This window comes from Nocardia cerradoensis NBRC 101014, from assembly GCF_000308535.1.
In the GTDB taxonomy this organism is placed as follows: domain Bacteria; phylum Actinomycetota; class Actinomycetes; order Mycobacteriales; family Mycobacteriaceae; genus Nocardia; species Nocardia cerradoensis.
The window spans coordinates 26,333-46,601 of sequence record NZ_BAFW01000199.1; the positions used below are offsets into that span (position 1 = coordinate 26,333).

Here is a 20,269-nt window from a genome sequence, read left to right on the forward strand (position 1 = left end):
CGGGCCGGGTCAACCCGTTGGCCCGCTGAGTCGTCCCGCGGAGCCGCTGACCGGACCGCCGGCCCACCACACCGCGACCGGCGGCCACCATGGCGGTCATGCGTTTCCATTTCGCCGAGGCGGGCGGGGACCCCGTGCACTGGGTGGACCTCGCGCGGGCCGCGGAGCGGGCCGGTTTCACCGGCATCTGCCTGGCGGACAGCCTGGCCTATCCGCGCGACGGTGACCCGCGCTACCCCTACACCGCCGATGGGCGGCGAGAGTTCCTGCGCGGCAAGCCCTTTGCCGAGCCGATGATCGCCGCCACCGCGATCACCACGGCCACGACCACACTGCGGGTCACACCGTTCGTGCTGAAATTGCCGGTGCGCCCGCCCGTCCTGGTGGCCAAGCAGGCCGCGACGCTGGCGGTGCTGAGCGGTGACCGGCTGTCGCTGGGCGTCGGAATCAGCCCGTGGCCACAGGATTTCACCATGATGGGCGTGCCGTTCGAGCGACGCGGCGCCCGCCTGGACGAGGGTATCGACATCGTGCGCGGCCTGTGCGGCGGCGGTGAATTCGCCTATCGCGGACAGATCTACGATCTGCCCGCCGTGGAGATCACCCCGGTCCCCGCCACGCCGATTCCGATCCTCGTCGGCGGGCACAGCGAGGCCGCGCTGCGGCGTGCGGTCCGGCGCGGCGACGGATGGATGCACGCGGGTGGCGACCTCGGCGAACTGGCCACACTGCTGAGTCGCCTGGCCGAATTACGTTCGGAATACGAGACATCCGCGGCGGCACGAACCTCCGAATTCCAGATCCACGTGGTGGCGCGCGACCCCTTCGACACCGACGCCATCACACAGTTGGCCGCCTCGGGTGTCACCGATGTGATCGTCGGATTCCGCAGCGTCTACGACGCTACACCGGATACCCGCAGCCTCGCCGAGAAGGTCGAGACGATCACCCGCTACGGCGAGACCGTCATCGCCGCGCACCGATAGGAGAATCATGGCCGACCATCCGGCTCGCGCGGCGGGACTGGCGTCCCAGCATGCCGTCCGCACCAAGGACCGCGCCACCTGGCTGACTCTGTTCGCCCCGGACGCGGTGGTGGAAGATCCGATCGGCCGGTCGCCGTACGACCCCGCCGGGAACGGCCACCGCGGCCGGGACGCGATCGCCGCGTTCTGGGACACCGCCATCGCCGACAGCGATATCGCGTTCCGGATGCACGACTCCTACGCCTGCGGCGCCGAGGTCGCCTTCGTCGGCACCATCACCAGCGTCCGCCGGGAGATCACCGTCGAGGTCGACGGGGTCTTCACCTACCGGGTGGACGCCGACGGCCGCATCGCCGCCCTGCGCGCGTACTGGGAACTCGACCGGGCTCGCCGCACTCCGTCCGAGCCCGCGGAGACGGCCGGCTGACCGGAATTCGGCCTACACTCCCAGCGCCGGGGCGAACACCGACCACGAGTCGTGCAGATCGTCCTGCCAGTACACCCACGCGTGGGTGCCGTTGCGGTGCACGACGGTCGCCGGGATACCCAGGGCGGCAAGACGACCGGTGAGTTGTCCGGTGCACGAGTCGACGACGCTCTCCATCACGCCACCGACCGCGACCCGGTTGGCCAGCGCGCCCGCGTTGCCGCCGATCGAGGGATCGGCCAGGGTGTCGTGCACGCCGGGCACCCCGTTGCCCGAGGAGATGTAGAGGGCCGTTCCGCGCAACCGATCGGCGTTCACCACCGGATCGTGGGCGGCCCAGGCCGGATCACCCGGCACGCCCCACATATTCCCGGCATTCGCTCCGAAGACGCCGAGCTGTGAATACACGTACGCCTGCGGAATCGGGCCGTTGGTCAGCGGGCAACCGCTGTAGGCGCCGACCGCCTGGTACAGACCCGGCGCGCCGATCGCCAGATCGAGTGCCGAGGTCGCCGACATCGAGGTGCCCGCGACGGCATTGCGGCCCGTCATCTGGAACCGCGAGTTGAGCAGCGGCGGCAGCTCCTGGGTCAAAAACGTCGTCCACTCGTTGCGGCCCAGCACCGGATCGTCGGACTTCCAGTCGGTGTAGTAGCTGGCCCGCCCGCCCATCGGGACGATCACGTTCACCGGTTTGTCGGCGAAGAATTGCGCGACGTCGGTGCGAGTGGTCCACGGTCCGCCGTCCTCACCGCCGTCGACGGCGTTGAGCAGATACAGGGCCGGCGCCGCGAAATCCGGATGCGACATCCACACGGTGATCTGCTTGTTCATCGCCGGGGAATAGACCACCACCGAATATTGGCGACCGCCCAGCGGATGGACGTCGACGATGGCAGGCCCGCCGGGATCTGCCGAGGCTACCGCGGGCACAATCGCGGCAATCGAGGCGAAGGCGGCGAACAGGACAGCAAAACAGCGCGGGAGCCGGTGCATACGCGGAGTATTCCACCCTGTCGCGGTCCCCGCAGCACTCTCGGCAGGCGTGTCCACGGGAGCCCGGCCCGCACAGGCGACCTCCGCGGGCCCGGCACCGGCGGTCCGCATCCTCCGGGCTATCTCCGTGCGGCCGCCACGGTCCGGCCACCTCGACGGAAGTGGCTCACTGAGCGGCGACGGCGGCCCGGATCGCGGCGATATCGATCTTCGACATGGTCTGCAGCGCGGCGCCGGCCGCGGCCGCGTGCTCGCCGCCCATCAACGCCGGCAGTTCGGCCGGCACGACCTGCCAGGACAGGCCGTAGCGATCGGTCAGCCAACCGCACGGCCCCGGCTTGCCACCCGCGGTCAGCGCCGCCCACAGCCGGTCCACCTCGTCCTGCCCGTCGACCACCAACTGAACGGAGGCGGCATCGGTGAAGGGATGGCCGGGTCCGCCGTTCATCAGCGTGAGCGCGTGTCCGGCCAGATCGACCTGCACGATGAAGGCCGAGCCGTCGGGGTTACGAGTGATGCCCGTGATGCGGGCTCCGGGAATGTGCTCGGTATAGAACCGGGCGGCGTCCTCGGCGGCACTGTCGAACCAGAGGAAGGTGCTGATGTCGGTCATGATCGCTCCTGGGGTGGGTTTTCGACTCGCTGTCACCCCTCGGTCGAGGCCGATCTCGCACATTCGACACAGTTCGCGAATTTTTCCGAGATTTTTCGCGGACCTATTCGGCGGCGAGACGGTCCAGTGCCGCCCGGCTCGCTTCGTCGGCGGGGCGGTAGATGATCAGCCGCTGATCGGGGTCCTGCAGCGGCATCAGCGCTTCGTAGGCGACGGTGACCGCACCCACCCGCGGATGATGCATCGTCTTGCGTCCGCGGCCCTGCACCCGCACATCTCTGCGCTCCCACAGTTCGGCGAATTCGGCACTGCCCGTGCGGAATTCGTCGATCAGCTCGGCCAGGACCCGGTCGTCGGGATGGGCGGCCCAGGCGGCGCGCAGGCCGGCGATCCCCTCCCGCACGGTCCGTTCGCGATCGGCGTAGAAGTTGCCCATCCCCGGATAGAGCAGGCACAGCCACATGGAGTTGCGCTGCCGGGGCGGCAGCGTGTCGAAATCCAGCAGCAGCCGCGACATCTCGCGATTCCAGGCCAGGATGTCGTAGCGGTGGTTGAGCACCATCGCCGGTATCGGCGCCAGCTCCGCGACCAGGCGGGCCAGCTCCGGTGAGGCCGTGGTCGCCGGTTTGCCGTCGTCCGGGGGCCGCTGCCGGGCCAGATCGAACAGGTAGATGCGTTCGTCCGGTGCCAGGCGCAGGGCCTGCGCGAGCGCGTCGAGAACCTCCGGCGAGGGCCGCACACCGCGCCCCTGTTCCAGCCGCACGATGTAGTCGGTGCTCACGCCGGCCAGGTCGGCGACCTCCTCGCGGCGCAGCCCCGGGGTGCGGCGGGAGCGGCGGCGCAGCGGCAGACCGAAATCACCCGGATCGAGTCGTTCGCGCCGGGTGCGCAGAAAGGCGCCCAATTCCTGTGTCACTTCCACGGTGCCGGTCATCGCTGTCGATCCTACGAGGCTGGTACCGGCGATCCCAGGAAAAACCTTCCCTTACCGCGACCGTCCCGGCCGCGCAGACTTGCGGTCGAGATCGAATCCACACAGGAGGAAGATATGGCGCTCACTCTCGACACCTATCGGCTGCTCGGCCGGTCCGGCCTGCGGGTCTCACCGCTCGCACTGGGCACCATGACCTTCGGCGCCGACTGGGGCTGGGGCGCCGAACGGGACGAGGCGCGCAAGCTGTTCGACGACTACGTCTCGCGCGGCGGCAATTTCATCGACACGGCCAGTGTCTACACCAACGGCAGTTCCGAGCGGCTGCTCGGCGAATTCACCCGCGACAACCGCGAAAGCCTCGTGCTGGCCACGAAATACACGATGTTGCGGCGGCCCGGCGATCCGAATTCCGGCGGCAACAACCGCAAGTCGATGTTCGCCTCGGTGGAGGCCAGCCTGCGCAACCTGAACACCGACTACATCGATCTGCTGTATCTGCACGCCTGGGACTACACCACGCCGGTCGAGGAGGTGCTGCGCGGCATGGACGATCTGGTCCGGCAGGGCAAGGTGCTCTACGTCGCCATCTCCGACACCCCGGCCTGGCAGGTGGCACGCATGCAGACCATCGCCGACCTGCGCGGCTGGTCCCCGCTGGTGGCGCTGCAGGTGGAATACAGCCTGATCGAACGCACCGTGGAACACGACCTGTTCCCGATGGCGCGGGAACTCGGGCTCGGGGTGATTCCGTGGTCGCCGCTCGGCAGCGGCGTGCTGACCGGCAAATACACCACCGCCGATCTGGACGCCTCGGCGGCGGGATCCCCGGAGGGCAGTCGTAAGAACGTCGCGCTGGCCAACGGTTCGCTGACCGAGCGGGGCCTCGCGATCGCCGAGGTGGTGAAACAGGTCGCGGCGGAACTGGACCGGACACCGGCCCAGACGGCACTCGCGTGGACGCTACGGAATCCGGCGGTGACCGCTCCCATCATCGGCGCCCGCACCCCCGCTCAGCTCGCCGACAACCTGGGCGCCCTGGACGTGGAATTCGATGCGGCACAACTGGATCGGCTGGACGCGGCCAGTGCCGTCGAACCCGGATTCCCGCACAATATGCTCGCCCGGGAGATGACCGACACCGTGATCAACGGCGATCTGACGATCACCCCGCGGACCTGATCTGCTGATGCCCGGCCAGGGCCCCGGCCACCACACCGGCCGCCGGCCCACCGCCGGGCCGATGAAGCGACCGGAACATGTGCACCGCCGTGAATACGCCCGATCAGCGAATCAGGCTGCGGGGATCAGGAATTCGGCCGCCGCAGTGCGGTAACGGTCGACCAGCAGGCGTACCACCGCCGGATGCACGCCGAGCGGTTCGGCGACCCCGTCGGCACCCACCTCGCGCAGGCGCTGCTGGAACAGTCCGTGCGCCAGCAGATACGAGGCGACGAACACCCGCTCGGCGCCGGACTCCCGCAGGGCGGCAACGACATCCGGCACCCGTGGCTCGCCGGTCGCGATATAGGCCGTGCGGACCGCGACGCCCAGCTCTTCGGCCAGCATCGCCGTCGCCTGGCGCACATCGTGGCGCGCCCGCGCGTCGGAGGATCCGGCCGCGGCGACGACCACCGCATCGCCGGGACACATCCCGGCCTCGTGCAACCGCATCCGCATCACCCGGGCCAGCATCGGATCCGGGCCCATCGCCGGGGTCACCACCACATCCGGATGCCCGCTGTCACGGACTTCGCGCGGGACATCCTGGTAGACGTGGTAGCCGGAGGCGAGAAAGGCCGGAACCACCACGGCCGGAACACCGTTCAGCTCGCGCAGTACCTCGGCGGGAGTGGGGCCGAGCACGTCGACGAAAGCGGTCCGCACCGGCACGTCGGCGCCGGTGCGTCCCATCTCCGCACGCACCGCATCGGCCAGCGCGGCGATCATCCGGACCCCGGTGGCACTCCGGGTGCCGTGCGCCACCAGCACCAGCGCGGGGACGCTCACCAGACTCCCGCCATGGGCGCGGGTCGCTGTGGACGCAGCGACGGGGCGTAACCGCCCGGCGGGCGGGGGTTGTTGTCCACGCATTCGGCGGGGTCGAGAGCGAGCCGATAGCCGCGCTTGACCACCGTCTGAATCGCCTTCGGTGTACCCAGACCCGCACGCAGCCGGGCGATTCCGGTCTCCACGGCATGGGTGTCGTCCCCGCCGCCGGGCAGCGCCGCGAGCAGATCCTCCCGGGACACCACCCGGCCGGGCTGGCGGGCCAGCGCCCGCATCAACGCCATCGGCGCGGGAGCGAGCTGACGCACCGAACCGTCCACCACGACACAGCCGCCGCGCACGCTCAATTCGTGCCCGGCGGCGTGAATCCGGTTGGCGCGGCGGGGAAGTTCCTCGGCGACGTGGCGGGCCAGCGCCCCGAGTCGCGCGCGGCCCGGCATGGACGTCGGCACCCCGAGTTCCTCCAGCGGTGCGGCGGTGATCGGGCCGACGCAGGCCGGCAGCACCCGGGAACGCATCGCCTGCAGGACGCCCTCGAGCAGCCCGGTTTCCTTCGCCCGCATCAACATCGAGGCCACCGCGGGTGCGCTGGTGAACGTGACGCAGTCCAGCGCGGAGGTGACCACGCCCTCGATCAGGCGGTCCATCGGCACGCGATCGTCCGGTGGCACCCAGCGGTACACCGGCACCGGCACGACATCGGCGCCGGCGCAGCGCAACACCTCACAGAAGTCGGGTACCGGCTCCCATTCCGTGGTCGCGCCGTGCAATTGCACCGCGATGCGCACACCTTCGACCCCCGCGGCCAGCAGGTGATCGAGCACCTCGGCGGACGATTCGGAGGCCGGCGACCATTCCTCGCGCAGTTCGGCGGCGCGGATGGCGCCCTTGGCCTTGGGGCCACGGGCCAGCATGCGCGTGGAAGCCAACGTGTCCCGGAGGTTTTCGGCCAGGCCCCACCCCTCGGCCGCTTCCATCCAGCCGCGGAAGCCGATGCCGGTGGTGGCGACGGCGATCTGTGGCGGATCGGCGACCAACTGGCGGGTCACCCGCTCCAGCTCGGTGTCGTCGGCCAGCGGGATGATGCGAATCGCCGGGGCGGAAACGATATTCGCGCCTCGACGACTCAACAGCGTGGCCAGTTCGTCGGCCCGGCGGGCGGCCGTCACACCGATGGTGAAGCCGTCCAGGGGTTTCAATTCGGTGGGTCGCGCTTCGCTCACGGTGTACCGCCGTACTGCACCGGTTCATTGGTCACCGCGACGACCCCGTCGACGACGCGCACGCCGTAGACGGGCAGTGCGACCGAGTCGTCGTCCAGGCAGCGGCCGTCCAGCAGCGAGAACGACTGCTTCAGCAGCGGCGAGGCGACGACCGGCACACCGGCGCGGTCACCGACGATGCCGCGGGACATGACCGCCGCCCGCCCGAACGGATCGATATTGCCGACGGCGTAGAGCGTGCCGTCGGGCAGCAGGAAGAGCGCGGCCTGCCGTCCGCCTCTCAGTAGCACCGCCACGCCGCGGCCGGGGATCAGATAATCGAGCCGGCAGGCCGAGGTCCAACCGGTCGTGGTAGCCGGTGCGAAGCCGGGTGTGTCGATAACGGTCATCGGTAATCTCCTCCGAACGCCTTACCTAATAGGTACCGGTGTCCTGTTTCCGCACGATTACGTGGCTATTTCCCGGGCGTGGCAGTTGCGGCCGGCACGGCGGGCAGGCTGTGTCCATCGCGGCCTGCCCGGTGCCCTCCGTGGTTACGCAGGCTGCCGCCTCCGGGCATTTCGGGCAGGCCGAGCAGAACCGGCGTCTTGCGCTCCCCGCTCTCGTCGAAGGCGATCGTCGGATCGGCCTCCTCCGGCGCGTTGACGAAGGTGACGAAGCGCGAGAGCTTCGCCGGATCCTCCAGCACAGCGGCCCATTCGTCCTTGTAGCCGGCGACGTGGCGGGCCATGCTCGCCTCCAGATCGGCGGCGATGCCGAGGGAGTCCTCGCAGACGACCTGCTTGAGGTGTTCGATTCCACCCTCGAGCGCTTCCTGCCACGGCGCGGTGCGCTGCAGCCGGTCGGCGGTGCGGATGTAGAACATCAGATAGCGGTCGATGTAGCGGATCAGCGTCTCGTCGTCGAGGTCACCGGCCAGCAGCACGGCGTGCTTCGGAGTCAGGCCGCCGTTGCCGCCGACGTAGAGGTTCCAGCCGTTCTCGGTGGCGATGACGCCGACGTCCTTACCGCGCGCTTCGGCGCATTCGCGGGCGCACCCCGAGACCGCCAGCTTCAGCTTGTGCGGCGAGCGCAGTCCCCGGTAGCGCTTCTCCAGCAGCACCGCCATGCCGACCGAATCCTGCTGGCCGTAACGGCACCAGGTGGAGCCCACGCAGCTCTTCACGGTGCGCAGCGATTTGCCGTAGGCGTGGCCGGATTCCATCCCCTTGTCGACCAGTCGCTGCCAGATCTGCGGCAGCTGCTCGACCCGCGCGCCGAACAGATCGATGCGCTGACCGCCGGTGACCTTGACGTAGAGGCCGAAATCCTTGGCGATCTGGCCGATTTCGATCAACTGCTCGGGCGTCACCTCACCGCCGGGCATCCGCGGCACCACCGAATAGGTGCCGTTCTTCTGCAGGTTGGCCAGGAAGTGGTCGTTGGTGTCCTGCAGTGCGGACTGCTCGCCGTCGAGGATGTGGTCGCTCGAGGTCGAGGCCAGGATGGAGGCGACGGTCGGCTTGCAGATATCGCAGCCGATTCCGGTGCCGTGCTTGGCGATCAGTTCCGAGAAGGTGCGGATTCCGGTCACCTGCACGATCTCGAACAGTTCGGACCGGGACTGGGTGAAGTGCTCGCACAGCGCCTTCGACATCTCCACGCCGGATTGCTCGAGCAGCTTCTTGATCATGGGAACGCAACCGCCGCACGAGGTTCCGGCGGAGGTGCAGCTCTTGACGCCGGCGATATCGCAGGCGCCTTCGTGAACAGCTCCGACGATGGCCCCTTTGGACACGTTGTTGCAGGAGCAGATCTGCGCCTCGTCGGGCAGGGCGTCCGCGCCCAGTTCGGCGCCGGCGGGCGAGATCAGCGCGGCCGGTTCGGCGGGCAGTTCGCTGCCGACCAGCGGGCGCAGCGCCGCGTACTGCGAGGCGTCGCCGACGAGAATGCCGCCCAGCAGCGTCTTGGCGTCGTCGGAGATCACCAGCTTGGCGTAGGTGCCCTTGGCGGCGTCGTGCAGCACCACCGACAGCGCGCCCTCGGTGGTGGCGTGTGCGTCGCCGAAGCTGGCCACATCCACGCCGAGCAGCTTCAGTTTGGTCGACAGGTCGGCGCCCGGGAATTCGCCGGCACCGCCGACCAGCCGGTCCGCGACGATCTCGGCGGTGGTGTAGCCGGGGGCGACCAGGCCGTAGCAGGTGCCCTCCACCGCCGCGACCTCGCCGACGGCGTAGATGTGCGGATCGGAGGTGACCATGCCGAGGTCGGTGAGCGCACCACCGCGCGGCCCGATCTCGAGTCCGGCGTCGCGGGCGATCTGATCGCGCGGGCGCACACCGGCGGAGAACACCACCAGCGAGGCGTCGATCACCGACTCGTCGGACAGCGAAACCCGCAGGCCCGCACCGTCTTCGGCGGGTGCGATGGCCGAGGTGCCGACCCCGGTGTGCACGTGCAGCCCCAGATCGGTGACCAGCTTCTCCAGGATCGCGCCGCCACCCTCGTCGACCTGCACCGGCATCAGCCGCGGGGCGAACTCGACGACGTGGGGCGTCATTCCCATGAGCCGCAGGGCATTCGCCGCTTCCAGACCGAGGAGACCACCGCCGACGACGACACCGACCGCACCGGGGCCCGCGTTCTGCGCGGCGGCCCGGATGCCGTCGAGGTCCTCGAGGGTGCGGTAGACGAAACATTCGGGACGGTCGTGGCCCGGCACCGGCGGCACGAACGCATAGGAGCCGGTCGCGAGAACCAGTGCGTCGTAACCGATCACGTCGCCGGAGGAGGTGGTCACCTTGCGGGCGGCACGGTCGATCTCGTCGGCGCGCACGCCGAGGCGCAGATCCACCAGCGCGTCGCCGGCGTAGTCGTTACCGGGCAGGGCGAGCGCGCTCTTGTCCCAGGCGCCGACGTAGGACGACAGGCCGACACGGTCGTAGGCGGCCTGCGACTCCTCGCTCAGCACCACGATCTGCCAGTGCCCGGCCTCGTCGCGGGAGCGCAGCGCCTCCACGAACCGGTGCCCGACCATGCCGTGGCCGACGACCACCACCGTCTTGCGCTGCGTGGGTTCGACTGTCGTGTTCATGACTGTCCTCCGATGCTTTCCGATGGTCAGGCGCGAGCCGAGGTGGTGGACGGGGTGGAATCGGATTCGGGCGACCGTTCGGCCTGGAGCACCAGGGCTTCCGCCTGGGCGACGACGCCGGATTCGGCACGCGCCGAACGCATTCCGGGGCGCCGCAGGAAGACCGACCAGACGACGATCGCGCAGACGACGTAGAAGCCGAGGAACACCCAGAAGGCGGTGGTCGCGGAGTTGGTGGAGGCGTAGGAGGAGCGCAGCACCAGGTTGATGGCCACCCCACCCAGGGCGCCGATCGCGCCGACGAAGCCGATCAGCGCGCCCGAGGTGTTGCGCGACCAGGCGGCCTGCTCCCCGGCGCTCACCGGAAGACTCTTGGACTTCGCGTCGAAGACCGACGGGATGATCTTGGTGACCGACCCGTTGCCGATTCCGGAGAGCACGAACAGGGCGATGAATCCGCAGACCAGGGCGACCATGGTCACACCCGAGGCCACGCCGCCGTTGTGGTCGGCGGCCACACTGGACACCGCGACCACGACCGCCGCGACCATCATTCCGGCGAACCCGGCCAGCGTGACGCGGCTGCCGCCGAAGCGGTCGGCCATCTTGCCGCCGTAGGGGCGGGCCAGCGAACCCAGCAGCGGACCGACGAAGGCGATCTGCGCGGCATGCAGACTCGCCTGGGCGGCCGTATCACCGCCGGCCTTGAAGCCGATCTGCAGAATCTGGCCGAAGGCGAAGCTGAAGCCGATGAACGAGCCGAACGTGCCGATGTAGAGGAAGGCGATCGCCCAGGACTGCGGCACCTTCAGCGACTCCAGCATGTTGGACAGGTCGGCCTTCTGGTTGCGCAGATTGTCCATGTAGAGCGCGGCGCCGAGTCCGGCGATGGCGATGAACGCCAGATACACCAGGCAGACGACCGACGCGTAGGAGTTGCCGAGGGTGGCGATCACGAGCAGGCCGATCAACTGGATCACCGGGACGCCGATATTGCCGCCGCCGGCGTTCATACCCAGCGCCCAGCCCTTGAGCCGCTGCGGGTAGAAGGCGTTGATATTGGTCATCGAGGAGGCGAAGTTGCCGCCGCCCAGGCCCGCGAACGCCGCCACCACCATGAACGTGGTGTAGGAGGTGCCCGGCTGGTTGATGAAGTACAGCGTCAGCAGCGTCGGGACCAGCAGCATCAGGGCGCTGAAGATCGTCCAGTTGCGGCCGCCGAAGCGCGCGGTGGCGACGGTGTAGGGAATGCGCAGGATGCCGCCGACCAGGGTCGGCATGGCGACGAGGAAGAACTTCCCGGCGGCGTCGATGCCGAACTTGTCCGTCGGCATGAACAGCACCATCACCGACCAGATCGACCACACCGAGAATCCGACATGTTCGGCGATGACCGACCAGATCAGATTGCGGCGGGCGATCTTCTTGCCGCCGGCCTCCCAGGCCGCGACATCCTCGGCATCCCACTGCTCGATGTCGTGGTTACGCGTCAGCGTGCTCAACAGGGCCTCCTGAAATCCGGTTGGCCCCAAGGTAGAAAACGGGTATTGCCGCGATGCTGCGCCGCATGACGCGCAAATCAACGGTTGCTCACGCACTCGGCGATTTCCCGGTGAGAACCGGGACTTTGTTTCGCCCATATGACACAACGGTTTCCGTGCGTCACAAAGTGCCGACGCTCACCCGGAAAGTCGGTGAGGTCGATACCGGCGAGTGGCCCGGACCACATGACGCGGGCGTCGGCTCACATCATGGCGACAAGCTCACCGCGGCGCAACCCGAGCGGTGAAGTCGCCGAAAGGTCGCGCCGCGGCAGCCGATCAGTGCCAGGTGTCCTCGAGCATCCGCGGCTTGCACGCCTGCCAGGCGCCGGCCACCAGCACCAGTACGGCCACCGCCAGCAGCGCGAAGGGCGCGCCCCACCCGCCGACCACGCTGTGCAACACGCCGAACAGCAGGGGGCCGACGCAGGCGACGGTGTAGCCGACGCCCTGGGTGAAGCCCGACAGCGCCGCCGAACCGGCCTGGGTGCGGGTGCGCAGATTGATCAGCGTGAGCGCCATCGGGAAGGTGCTCGGGCCCAGGCCCAGCAGCAGCACCCACAGCCACGGCGCGCTCATCGGGGCGATCAGCAGGCCGGCGAAGGCCGCGAAAAACGCTATCGCGCAGCCGATCACGACGGGGAAGGGATTGCGGATGCGGGCGGTGAACGAGGGTGCGGTCAACGCGGCCGCCAAGCCCATGAAGGAGAAGAAGGCGACCATCGTGCCGCCGAAGCTCGCGTCGGCGCCCGCGTCGGCGAAGAGTTTGGGCAGCCAGGTGAACATCGAGTAGGTGACCAGCGAGGTCATGCCGAACATGGCGGCCATCCCCCACGCCAGCGGCGACCGCCGGATATTGCCCGCCCGCGCGGGCTGTTCGCCCGGCACCTCGGCCACCGCGGTGGTGTCCGCGCGATCGTGACCACGCCGCCCCCGCAGTACACCCAGCCACGGCACCACGGCCGCGAACCCGAGCAGCGCCCACAGCCCGAGCGAGACCCGCCAGCCGGCGGCATCGGCGACCGGGACGGCGATCAGCGCCGGCACCACGGTGCCGATCTGCACCATCGTGATGTACACCGAGCTCAGCACCGCCAGGCGATCGGCGAAATACCGCTTCACCAGGGGTGGAATCACGACATTGCCGATGCCCATACCGGCCAGCGCCAGCGCGGACAGACTCAGCAGCTCCCAGGTGTCGGGCACCAGGGCCCGGGTGAGTTGCCCGGCCCCGGCCATGCACATGGCCACCAGTGCGGTGCGTTCCAGGCCCAGCCGGCGCACGAAGATCGGGGTGATCAGCCCGGCGAGGGCGAACATGGCGGTCGGGATCATGCCGAAGACACCGACGATGGCGGTGGAATAGCCGATATCGGCGCCGATTCGTTCGGCGAGCGGGGTGAAGGCGGTGACCGCCACACGCAGCGTGAGCGCCGAGACGACGATCGCGACCAGAACGAGAATCCGGCCCTCGGCCAGGCCGCGGCGCCGGATGTCGGTGGTCGACTGCAGAGGGGTAACCGTCACCGCGAAATCATAGGATGATTGGATGAAAGCGGGCAACAAATGTGAGGAGGGGTACTCTATTGGCCGTGCAACCAGTCCGGCGCACCAGCCTCATCGCTCAGGTCACCGAACAGCTGCGCGCTGAAATCCGTTCGGGGCGTTGGCCGATCGGCTCCCGCATCCCGACCGAACCGGAACTCACCGAATTGACCGGCACCGGCCGCAACACCGTGCGCGAAGCGGTGCAGGCGCTCGTGCACGCCGGCATGCTCGAACGCCGGCAGGGTTCGGGCACCTACGTCATCGCCGCCTCCGATCTCGGCGGCACCCTCACCAAATACTTCGCCGACGCCGTCGAACGCGATGTGCTCGAACTGCGCCAGGCCCTCGACGTGCAGGCCGCCCGGCTGGCCGCGCTGCGCCGCGACGACAACGACGTGCAGACCCTGCTGCGACTGCTCGAGCGACGCAGCCAGGTCTGGGATACCGACAGCACCGCGGCCGTCGACGCCGACGTGGCACTGCACCGCGCCATCGTCGCCGCCAGCCACAACACCGTCTACCTCGAGTTCTACGATTCGCTACTGCCCGTGATCGAGGACGTGATTCGTTCTCGCACAACCAAATACGGCAACCAGTATCACGACGAACACGCCGAGCTGGTACATGCCGTGATCGACGGCGACTCCGACCGCGCCGCTCGCGCCGCCAACTGCTTCCTCGGCTCGCTCATCGCCGAATACCCCGAACGGTCCGCCGGCAGGTAAACGATTCGTCACCGTCGTGCCGGAAGCGGGGTGAGCGAGTGTTGCTGCGAACGTCACGGAGCGTGAATCGCACGTAATTTCGCGTTCCTACCGTGGATACGACCGCCGGACCCCGACCTCCGGGTCCCCGAGATGAGGGCGGTCGCATCCCTTCGAGAGGAACGCGCCGATGACTACCACCGACGCCGCGATATCGGCCACCGCCGCTCCCGACTTCCACCATCAGGCCCGCGGCCGCTGGCTCGAGCACTGGGAGCCCGACAACGAAACCTTCTGGGAGAACGGCGGAAAGCGCACCGCCCGTAAGAATCTCGCCTTCTCGGTCTTCTCCGAGAACCTGGGATTCAGTATCTGGGTGCTGTGGGCCAGCGTGGTCACCGCCATGGGTTCGGCGGGCTTTCATTATCTGAGCGGCCCGGACGCCGTGGCCAATTCGCTGCTGCTCACCTCCACCCCCACCCTCGTCGGCGCCGCGCTGCGCGTCCCCTACACCTTCGCCATTCCGAAATTCGGCGGCCGCGCGTTCACCGTCTTCAGTGCGGGCATGTTGCTGCTGCCGACGGTGGGCCTCGCCTATTTCGTCAATCAGCCCGGCACGCCGTTCTGGGTGTTCATGCTGCTGGCCGCGCTCGCCGGCGTGGGCGGCGGCAATTTCTCCTCGTCGATGGCGAATATCAATTTCTTCTTTCCCGAGGGGAAGAAGGGCGCCGCACTGGGAATCAACGCGGCGGGCGGCAATATGGGCGTCGCGCAAACTCAGCTGCTGGTGCCGCTGATCATCACCCTCGGCACCCATCTCATGGCGAAGGATCCGGCCGGTTACCGGTTCGGCATCACCCTCGCGGTGCTGGTGTGGATTCCGTTCATCCTCGTCGCCATGTTCGGCGCGCTGCGGTACATGGATTCGATCACCGGCGCGAAATCCGACGGCAGTTCCTATCGGCTGGCCCTGACCAACCGGCACACCTGGATCATGGCGGTGCTCTACATCGGCACCTTCGGTTCGTTCATCGGCTTCTCCTTCGCCTTCCCCACCCTGCTCAAATCCACGTTCCCGGAGCTGGCGAAGATCGGCTGGATGTCCACGATCGGCAACCTCGCCTTCCTCGGCGCCTTCGTCGGATCGCTGAGCCGGCCCTTCGGCGGGTGGATCGCGGACCGATTCACCGGCGCCCGGATCACGGCCTACGTCTTCACCGGGATGGCCGGCGCCACCGCGCTGATCGTGGCCGCGCTCTCGGTGAAGAACTTTCCGCTGTATCTGATCTCGTTCCTGCTGCTGTTCGTGCTGTCGGGCATCGGCAACGGTTCCACCTACCGGATGATCCCCTCGATCTTCGGCGCCGAGGCCAAGCGCCGCGCCGCCGAGTACGGCCAGGACCCGGCGACCGCCCTGGCCGCGGCCAAACGGCAGGCGGGTGCCGCGATCGGCGTCGTCGGCGCGGTGGGCGCGGCCGGCGGGTGGGTGCTGCAGCAGGCGCTGCGGGAATCCAATATCCACTTCGGCGGGATGGCACCGGCCTTCTGGGCCTACGCCGTCGCCTTCCTGGTGATGGGCGGACTCACCTGGTGGTTCTATCTGCGCTCGTCGTTCGCCGTCGAGCGGGTGCCGTCACTGGCCCACGCGGGCGTCTGAGGGCTGAACTCACAAATGTGCGGGCCCGCCGGTTGGATCGATCGGCGGGCCCGCTACAGCATCAACCGAATCATGTCGGCCGTATGCGCCAGGCCGGGAAACGCCTCCGGCGTCGACCGCGGATGCAGCGCGTGCACCGCGAGCCGGAACATGACCGCGCGCAACAACATCTGCGGCCACTCCGGCAGATCCGACCACCGCTCGAGCAGGCCCGGATCCGCACCGCCCCAGGACAGCGCGTCGACCACGATCACCCCGGCCGCCCAGGACGCGGGCCGCCAGTACGGGGTGATGTCGGTCAGCCCGGGCGCCTGGCCGTTCGTGAACAGCACCGTGCCGAACAGATCACCGTGCACGAGCTGCGACGGGATCTGCACCGGTTTCCGCAGCGTCGCGAGCTGGGCCAGCATATCGATGCTGTGGCGCCCGTCCGGCGTGGTCACCGGCAGCATGCCCCCGGCCTTCAGACTGCGCAGCGGCACCGTCTCCCAGGCGGCCCGATCGGCGGCGACGAAGACATCGACATCGACCCACGGCGCGATCGGCTGCTGGGCCAGGAAACGCGGCCGCTCCAGCCGCGCGGTGGCGTAGTGCAGGCGCAACGACACCGAGACCACCTCGTCGTGGCGTGGTTCCGGGGTGCCGTCCATATAGGTGTCGGCACGCCAGCCGGACACCACGTAGCGACCGTCGGTCGCACGCACCGGGCGCGCCAGCCGCACCCCATCCACCCGCAGTGTCTCCCGCACCTTCGCCGACCACGCCGCCCGGGCGTGATCGGCCACCGGGCTGAGCACCACCTCTCCGCACCGCCACCCACCGTCCCAGTCGCCCAGCGCGACCGGGGACACTTCGCGCAGCCCGAAAGTGGCCCGCACATGCTCCGGAGGTTCGACAGATGTCACGGCCGTACCGTAACCCCGGGAACTTGTCCACTCGAGACAACGCGCTGAGCCGCCTCCCCGGAACTTTTGCGTACCAGTAAGTGCCGCGTCAGTCGCTGCCCGGTCCTGCGTTGGGAGCGGGGACAGTGCTGGGCGTACCCGGCGAGTTACCCATGTTCTCGCGAAATCGGTGATCTCTGTCCCGTAGCGGAAATACGGGACAGCATCGACGGGAATTTGTGTCAGTAGACCGGCAGGCTCGGGTCCACTTGGTTGGCCCAGGCGACGATTCCGCCCTGGAGGTGGGTGGCGTCGGAGAATCCGGCGCGCTTGAGGGCCGCCAGGGCCTCCGCGGAGCGGATGCCGGTCTTGCAGTGCAGGACGATCGGGGTGTTCTGCGGGAGTTCGGCGAGTGCCTCGCCGGACAGGATGCGGTCCTTCGGGATCAGGGTCGCGCCGTCGATGCGGACGATGTCCCATTCCACCGGTTCGCGGACGTCGATGATGGCGACATCCTTACCCGCGTCGAGCATGTCCTTGAGTTCGCGGGCGGTCACCGTGGAACCGACCGCGGCGGCCTGGCCCTCCTCGGAGACCACACCGCAGAACGCCTCGTAGTCGATGAGCTCGGTGATGGGCTGCCGCTCCGGATCGCGCCGCAGCTTGATGGTGCGGTAGTTCATATCCAGTGCGTCGTAGACCATCAGGCGGCCGAGCAGGGTCTCCCCGATGCCGGTGATCAGCTTGATGGCCTCGGTGACCATGATCGAACCGATCGACGCGCACAGCACACCCAGCACACCGCCCTCGGCGCAGGACGGGACCATGCCCGGCGGCGGCGCCTCGGGGTACAGGTCGCGGTAGTTGATGCCGCGCTTCTCACCGTCGGGACCGTCGGGGGCGTCCTCCCAGAACACCGAGACCTGGCCCTCGAACCGGTAGATCGACCCCCACACATACGGCTTACCGGCCAGCACGGCGGCGTCGTTGACCAGGTAGCGGGTGGCGAAGTTGTCGGTGCCGTCGACGATCAGGTCGTACTGCGCGAACAGATCGACCGCGTTCTCGGGCTCCAGCCGGAGCTTGTGCAGCACCACCTCGACGCCGGAATTGATCTCCAGAATCGAATCACGCGCACTGTCGGCCTTGCTGCGGCCGATATCGGATTCGCCGTGAATGATCTGCCGTTGCAGATTCGACGCGTCCACCTCGTCGAACTCCACGATGCCGAGCGTGCCGACACCGGCCGCGGCCAGATACAGCAGCGCCGGCGAGCCGAGACCACCCGCACCGATCACCAGCACCTTGGCATTCTTCAGACGTTTCTGCCCGTCCATCCCGACATCGGGAATGATCAAATGCCGGCTGTAGCGGGCGACCTCATCCCTGGTCAGCTCCGCGGCCGGTTCGACCAGTGGCGGCAGGGACTGTGGTGATGACACGTCGCAGACTCCTCGAATCGAATTCGCCGATAGGGCTTGCATGTGCAACGCGGCGAACCGAGCCGTTCTTCCCGTGCCGCCTCTCCGCGAGCCGTGCCGGCATGCCGGCATGCCGTTGCTATCCCCGAGGATACGGCCAGGGGTTGAAGCGGCACTTCTTCCCGTCCATCGGGACCACGCCCTGCGGGTCGAGGGTCGCGATGTCGTTGTTGCGGGTGCCGAAGGTCTGCTGCATCATCACCGGCGCCAATCCCCCGTCGATCTCGCACGGCTGGTGTTCGTGGTAGCCGATGGCGTGGCCGACCTCGTGATTGATCTGGTACTGGCGATACGAGCCGATATCGCCCTCGAAGGCGGTGGCACCGCGCACCCAGCGCACCTCCGAAAGCACCACGCGGCCGAGATCGGAGTTGTAGCAGGAGGAATCGATCGGAATCTCGAAACCGCAGGCCGATTTGGTGGTCTGCCGGGAGGTCAGCGAGACCCGGAAATCCGGTTCGCCGGTGTCGATGCGACGGAAACCGAAGCGCGGGTCGTGGGTCCAGCTCTTGGGATTGGCGAGGGTCGCCTCCACCATCTTGGCGACCGAATCGTCCCCGCCGAGCGAGGTGGTGTCGACACCGTTCTCGACCTCGACGGTGTAGGTGAACTGATGTTCCTGACCGGCCCCGATCTGGGCCGACGTCCCGGGAACGATATGCCAGGTGCCCGCCGCGGTCTCGGTGAACGCCCCGCCCGCGGGAAGCGCGCCGGAGGGCGGATCGCCGGCGAACTTACCGTCACCCTTGGGTGGTGCGCCGATGATGCCGGCCTTGCTGGTGTGCTGGCTGAGCCGGCCCAGGGCGGGTGTGGAACCACCGGAGGTGTCGGTACCCCCCTTGACGGCGTCCACGACGACCAGCACGGTGATGATCACCAGCACCGGCAGTGCGTAGGCTCGCCAGCCGTAGGTGGAGACGAACCGGCCCAGCGCGCTCTGCTTCTTCGTATCCCGTTCCGGCCGTGGCCGATTCGCGGCGTCATGGGCACCGGTCGGATCCCATTTCGCACGCAGCGGCTGATGGGAACGATCGCCGTGGCCGTAGCCCGAATACAGGCCGAGCGGATCGTAGAATTCGGGGATTTCCGTCGTTTGCTGCCGGTCACGCCGGCCGGCGCCGGCCGATTCCGCGCGCGCGGCCAGCACGCCTGCGGGGCGAGGCGAATCGGGCCCGCCGGTCGGTCTGCCCCGTTGATCGCTCACCCGAACAGATTCTCACAGGCCGTTCTGTGGCACATACATACCTGCCGTTGACCGGCCGGGGTTGCGAGAAATCTCACGACTGTGCGAGATTTCTCACGGCGGCCAGTTACTGACAGGTTGCCAATAGGTGTGGAAGGTTATTCGAATACCACAACGGCAGGAACGGGATCGGCTTCCCAGCCAGTGCACCCGACCCGCAGCGGGCTGCATCACGAACGAGTATCGTTCGATGAATACCGTGCACATCCACGTTCCCGCCGGGAATCGACTGGGAGAACCGAAATGACTGACCTCGTGGACCGGATGACGTCCTCGCGACTGTCGTCCGAGGCCATGGCACCGAGCAAGCGCGGAACCCGCCTACCCCGGGAGGCCCGCCGTGCCCAGCTGCTCGCCGCGGCCAGCGAGGTTTTCGTGCTCCGCGGCTACCACGCCGCCGGCATGGACGAGATCTCGCAATGCGCCGGCGTCTCCAAACCCGTTCTGTACCAGCACTTTTCGAGTAAACTCGAACTGTATCTTGCGGTCCTGCAGAACTATATCGACGCCCTGGTGTCGAGCGTCCGCCAGGCGCTGCGGTCGACCACCGACAACCGGCAGCGCGTCCGTGCCGCCGTCGCGGCCTATTTCGACTTCGTCGATCACGAAACCCAGGGTTTCCGACTGGTTTTCGAATCCGACCTGACCAGCGAGCCGCAGGTGCAGCGGCGCGTCGAACAGGCCACCGAGGCCTGCGTGGACGCCGTCTTCGACCTCGTCGCCCACGATTCCGGACTGGACCCCTACCGCGCCCGCATCCTGGCCGTGGGACTCGTGGGCGCCAGCCAGATCACCGCGCGCTACTGGCTCGAGGCGGACCGGCCGATCCCGAAGGAAGAGGCCGTCGACACCACCGTCCAGCTCTGCTGGGGTGGCCTGTCGCGCGTGCCGCTCTCCCAACGGTAAGAGCGCACAAGCACCGAGCCGACGACAAGGCCCGGATCTGCCACCG

General features: G+C 68.2%; 18 protein-coding genes and 1 pseudogene. 7 read left to right on the forward strand and 12 right to left on the reverse strand.

What is annotated here, in order from left to right:
- Positions 1-98 precede the first annotated feature (98 nt).
- Together ON23_RS20840 and ON23_RS20845 are read left to right on the forward strand one after the other, a co-directional pair.
- Positions 99-986 (forward strand): TIGR03619 family F420-dependent LLM class oxidoreductase, encoded by an 888-nt coding sequence (locus tag ON23_RS20840; RefSeq protein ID WP_039780261.1) that lies wholly within the window; start codon positions 99-101, stop codon positions 984-986.
- Between the two features lie 7 nt (positions 987-993).
- Complete coding sequence (locus ON23_RS20845) at positions 994-1,413, forward strand: nuclear transport factor 2 family protein (protein ID WP_039780206.1); 420 nt, start codon at positions 994-996, stop codon at positions 1,411-1,413.
- 12 nt (positions 1,414-1,425) lie between these two features.
- On the opposite strand, the gene ON23_RS20850 is transcribed toward ON23_RS20845, so the two are convergent.
- The 3 genes from ON23_RS20850 to ON23_RS20860 all read right to left on the reverse strand — a co-directional run bounded on the left by ON23_RS20850 (position 1,426) and on the right by ON23_RS20860 (position 3,956).
- Positions 1,426-2,409 carry an alpha/beta hydrolase gene (locus ON23_RS20850; RefSeq protein ID WP_039780207.1) on the reverse strand — a complete coding sequence of 328 codons (984 nt, stop codon included), beginning with the start codon at positions 2,407-2,409 and terminating at the stop codon, positions 1,426-1,428.
- Positions 2,410-2,575: 166 nt separating this feature from the next.
- Complete coding sequence (locus ON23_RS20855) at positions 2,576-3,022, reverse strand: VOC family protein (protein ID WP_039780208.1); 447 nt, start codon at positions 3,020-3,022, stop codon at positions 2,576-2,578.
- Between the two features lie 103 nt (positions 3,023-3,125).
- Complete coding sequence (locus tag ON23_RS20860; RefSeq protein ID WP_039780209.1) at positions 3,126-3,956, reverse strand: helix-turn-helix domain-containing protein; 831 nt, start codon at positions 3,954-3,956, stop codon at positions 3,126-3,128.
- Between the two features lie 114 nt (positions 3,957-4,070).
- On the opposite strand from ON23_RS20860, the gene ON23_RS20865 reads away from it, so the two are divergent.
- A complete protein-coding gene (locus tag ON23_RS20865; RefSeq protein ID WP_039780210.1) occupies positions 4,071-5,135 on the forward strand; it encodes an aldo/keto reductase in 1,065 nt (354 codons plus the stop codon).
- A gap of 111 nt (positions 5,136-5,246) precedes the next feature.
- Here the strand turns inward: ON23_RS20865 and ON23_RS20870 are convergent, their stop codons facing one another.
- From ON23_RS20870 to ON23_RS20890, 5 genes and pseudogenes are all read right to left on the reverse strand, one after another.
- Positions 5,247-5,963, reverse strand: a complete 717-nt coding sequence (locus tag ON23_RS20870) for a sirohydrochlorin chelatase (protein ID WP_039780211.1) — start codon at positions 5,961-5,963, stop codon at positions 5,247-5,249.
- A complete protein-coding gene (locus ON23_RS20875) occupies positions 5,960-7,186 on the reverse strand; it encodes a uroporphyrinogen-III synthase (RefSeq protein ID WP_051042987.1) in 1,227 nt (408 codons plus the stop codon). Before ON23_RS20875 ends, ON23_RS20870 begins: the two co-directional genes overlap by 4 nt.
- Positions 7,183-7,575, reverse strand: a complete 393-nt coding sequence (nirD, locus tag ON23_RS20880) for a nitrite reductase small subunit NirD (RefSeq protein ID WP_036504441.1) — start codon at positions 7,573-7,575, stop codon at positions 7,183-7,185. Before nirD ends, ON23_RS20875 begins: the two co-directional genes overlap by 4 nt.
- Before the next feature lie 152 nt (positions 7,576-7,727).
- Positions 7,728-10,259: pseudogene (nirB, locus tag ON23_RS20885) on the reverse strand (nitrite reductase large subunit NirB); the annotation flags it as partial.
- A 26-nt stretch (positions 10,260-10,285) separates the two neighbouring features.
- The gene (locus ON23_RS20890) at positions 10,286-11,764 is read right to left on the reverse strand and encodes a nitrate/nitrite transporter (RefSeq protein ID WP_244969885.1); all 1,479 of its coding nucleotides are present in this window, start codon (positions 11,762-11,764) and stop codon (positions 10,286-10,288) included.
- A 62-nt stretch (positions 11,765-11,826) separates the two neighbouring features.
- Here ON23_RS20890 and ON23_RS38520 point away from each other — a divergent pair, with 62 nt between their 5' ends.
- On the forward strand, positions 11,827-12,048 hold the full coding sequence (locus tag ON23_RS38520) for a hypothetical protein (RefSeq protein ID WP_167331877.1): 222 nt from the start codon (positions 11,827-11,829) through the stop codon (positions 12,046-12,048).
- Positions 12,049-12,079: 31 nt separating this feature from the next.
- Here the strand turns inward: ON23_RS38520 and ON23_RS20895 are convergent, their stop codons facing one another.
- Positions 12,080-13,327: an MFS transporter gene (locus ON23_RS20895; protein ID WP_245556033.1), complete on the reverse strand. Its 1,248-nt coding sequence runs from the start codon at positions 13,325-13,327 to the stop codon at positions 12,080-12,082.
- Positions 13,328-13,392: 65 nt separating this feature from the next.
- Here ON23_RS20895 and ON23_RS20900 point away from each other — a divergent pair, with 65 nt between their 5' ends.
- Both ON23_RS20900 and ON23_RS20905 read left to right on the forward strand, forming a co-directional pair.
- On the forward strand, positions 13,393-14,073 hold the full coding sequence (locus tag ON23_RS20900) for a FadR/GntR family transcriptional regulator (RefSeq protein ID WP_039780213.1): 681 nt from the start codon (positions 13,393-13,395) through the stop codon (positions 14,071-14,073).
- A gap of 169 nt (positions 14,074-14,242) precedes the next feature.
- The gene (locus ON23_RS20905; protein ID WP_039780214.1) at positions 14,243-15,709 is read left to right on the forward strand and encodes an MFS transporter; all 1,467 of its coding nucleotides are present in this window, start codon (positions 14,243-14,245) and stop codon (positions 15,707-15,709) included.
- Positions 15,710-15,762: 53 nt separating this feature from the next.
- Here ON23_RS20905 and ON23_RS20910 read toward each other — a convergent pair whose 3' ends face one another.
- The 3 genes from ON23_RS20910 to ON23_RS20920 all read right to left on the reverse strand — a co-directional run bounded on the left by ON23_RS20910 (position 15,763) and on the right by ON23_RS20920 (position 19,131).
- On the reverse strand, positions 15,763-16,614 hold the full coding sequence (locus ON23_RS20910; protein WP_039780215.1) for a TIGR02569 family protein: 852 nt from the start codon (positions 16,612-16,614) through the stop codon (positions 15,763-15,765).
- A gap of 221 nt (positions 16,615-16,835) precedes the next feature.
- Positions 16,836-18,035, reverse strand: coding sequence for an adenylyltransferase/sulfurtransferase MoeZ (gene moeZ / locus ON23_RS20915; RefSeq protein WP_039780216.1), 1,200 nt, complete (start codon positions 18,033-18,035; stop codon positions 16,836-16,838).
- 118 nt (positions 18,036-18,153) lie between these two features.
- On the reverse strand, positions 18,154-19,131 hold the full coding sequence (locus tag ON23_RS20920) for a DUF3152 domain-containing protein (RefSeq protein WP_039780266.1): 978 nt from the start codon (positions 19,129-19,131) through the stop codon (positions 18,154-18,156).
- 429 nt (positions 19,132-19,560) lie between these two features.
- On the opposite strand from ON23_RS20920, the gene fasR reads away from it, so the two are divergent.
- Positions 19,561-20,223 (forward strand): HTH-type transcriptional activator FasR, encoded by a 663-nt coding sequence (gene fasR / locus ON23_RS20925; RefSeq protein WP_030515992.1) that lies wholly within the window; start codon positions 19,561-19,563, stop codon positions 20,221-20,223.
- The last annotated feature ends 46 nt before the right edge of the window (positions 20,224-20,269 follow it).

Coding starts and splice junctions, on each gene's coding strand:
- fasR (WP_030515992.1), top strand. CDS start 19,561: ATGACTGACCTCGTGGACCGGATGACGTCCTCGCGACTGTCGTCCGAG.
- ON23_RS20865 (WP_039780210.1), top strand. CDS start 4,071: ATGGCGCTCACTCTCGACACCTATCGGCTGCTCGGCCGGTCCGGCCTG.
- ON23_RS20850 (WP_039780207.1), bottom strand. CDS start 2,409: ATGCACCGGCTCCCGCGCTGTTTTGCTGTCCTGTTCGCCGCCTTCGCC.
- ON23_RS20905 (WP_039780214.1), top strand. CDS start 14,243: ATGACTACCACCGACGCCGCGATATCGGCCACCGCCGCTCCCGACTTC.
- ON23_RS38520 (WP_167331877.1), top strand. CDS start 11,827: ATGACGCGCAAATCAACGGTTGCTCACGCACTCGGCGATTTCCCGGTG.
- nirD (WP_036504441.1), bottom strand. CDS start 7,575: ATGACCGTTATCGACACACCCGGCTTCGCACCGGCTACCACGACCGGT.
- ON23_RS20860 (WP_039780209.1), bottom strand. CDS start 3,956: ATGACCGGCACCGTGGAAGTGACACAGGAATTGGGCGCCTTTCTGCGC.
- ON23_RS20840 (WP_039780261.1), top strand. CDS start 99: ATGCGTTTCCATTTCGCCGAGGCGGGCGGGGACCCCGTGCACTGGGTG.
- ON23_RS20855 (WP_039780208.1), bottom strand. CDS start 3,022: ATGACCGACATCAGCACCTTCCTCTGGTTCGACAGTGCCGCCGAGGAC.
- ON23_RS20845 (WP_039780206.1), top strand. CDS start 994: ATGGCCGACCATCCGGCTCGCGCGGCGGGACTGGCGTCCCAGCATGCC.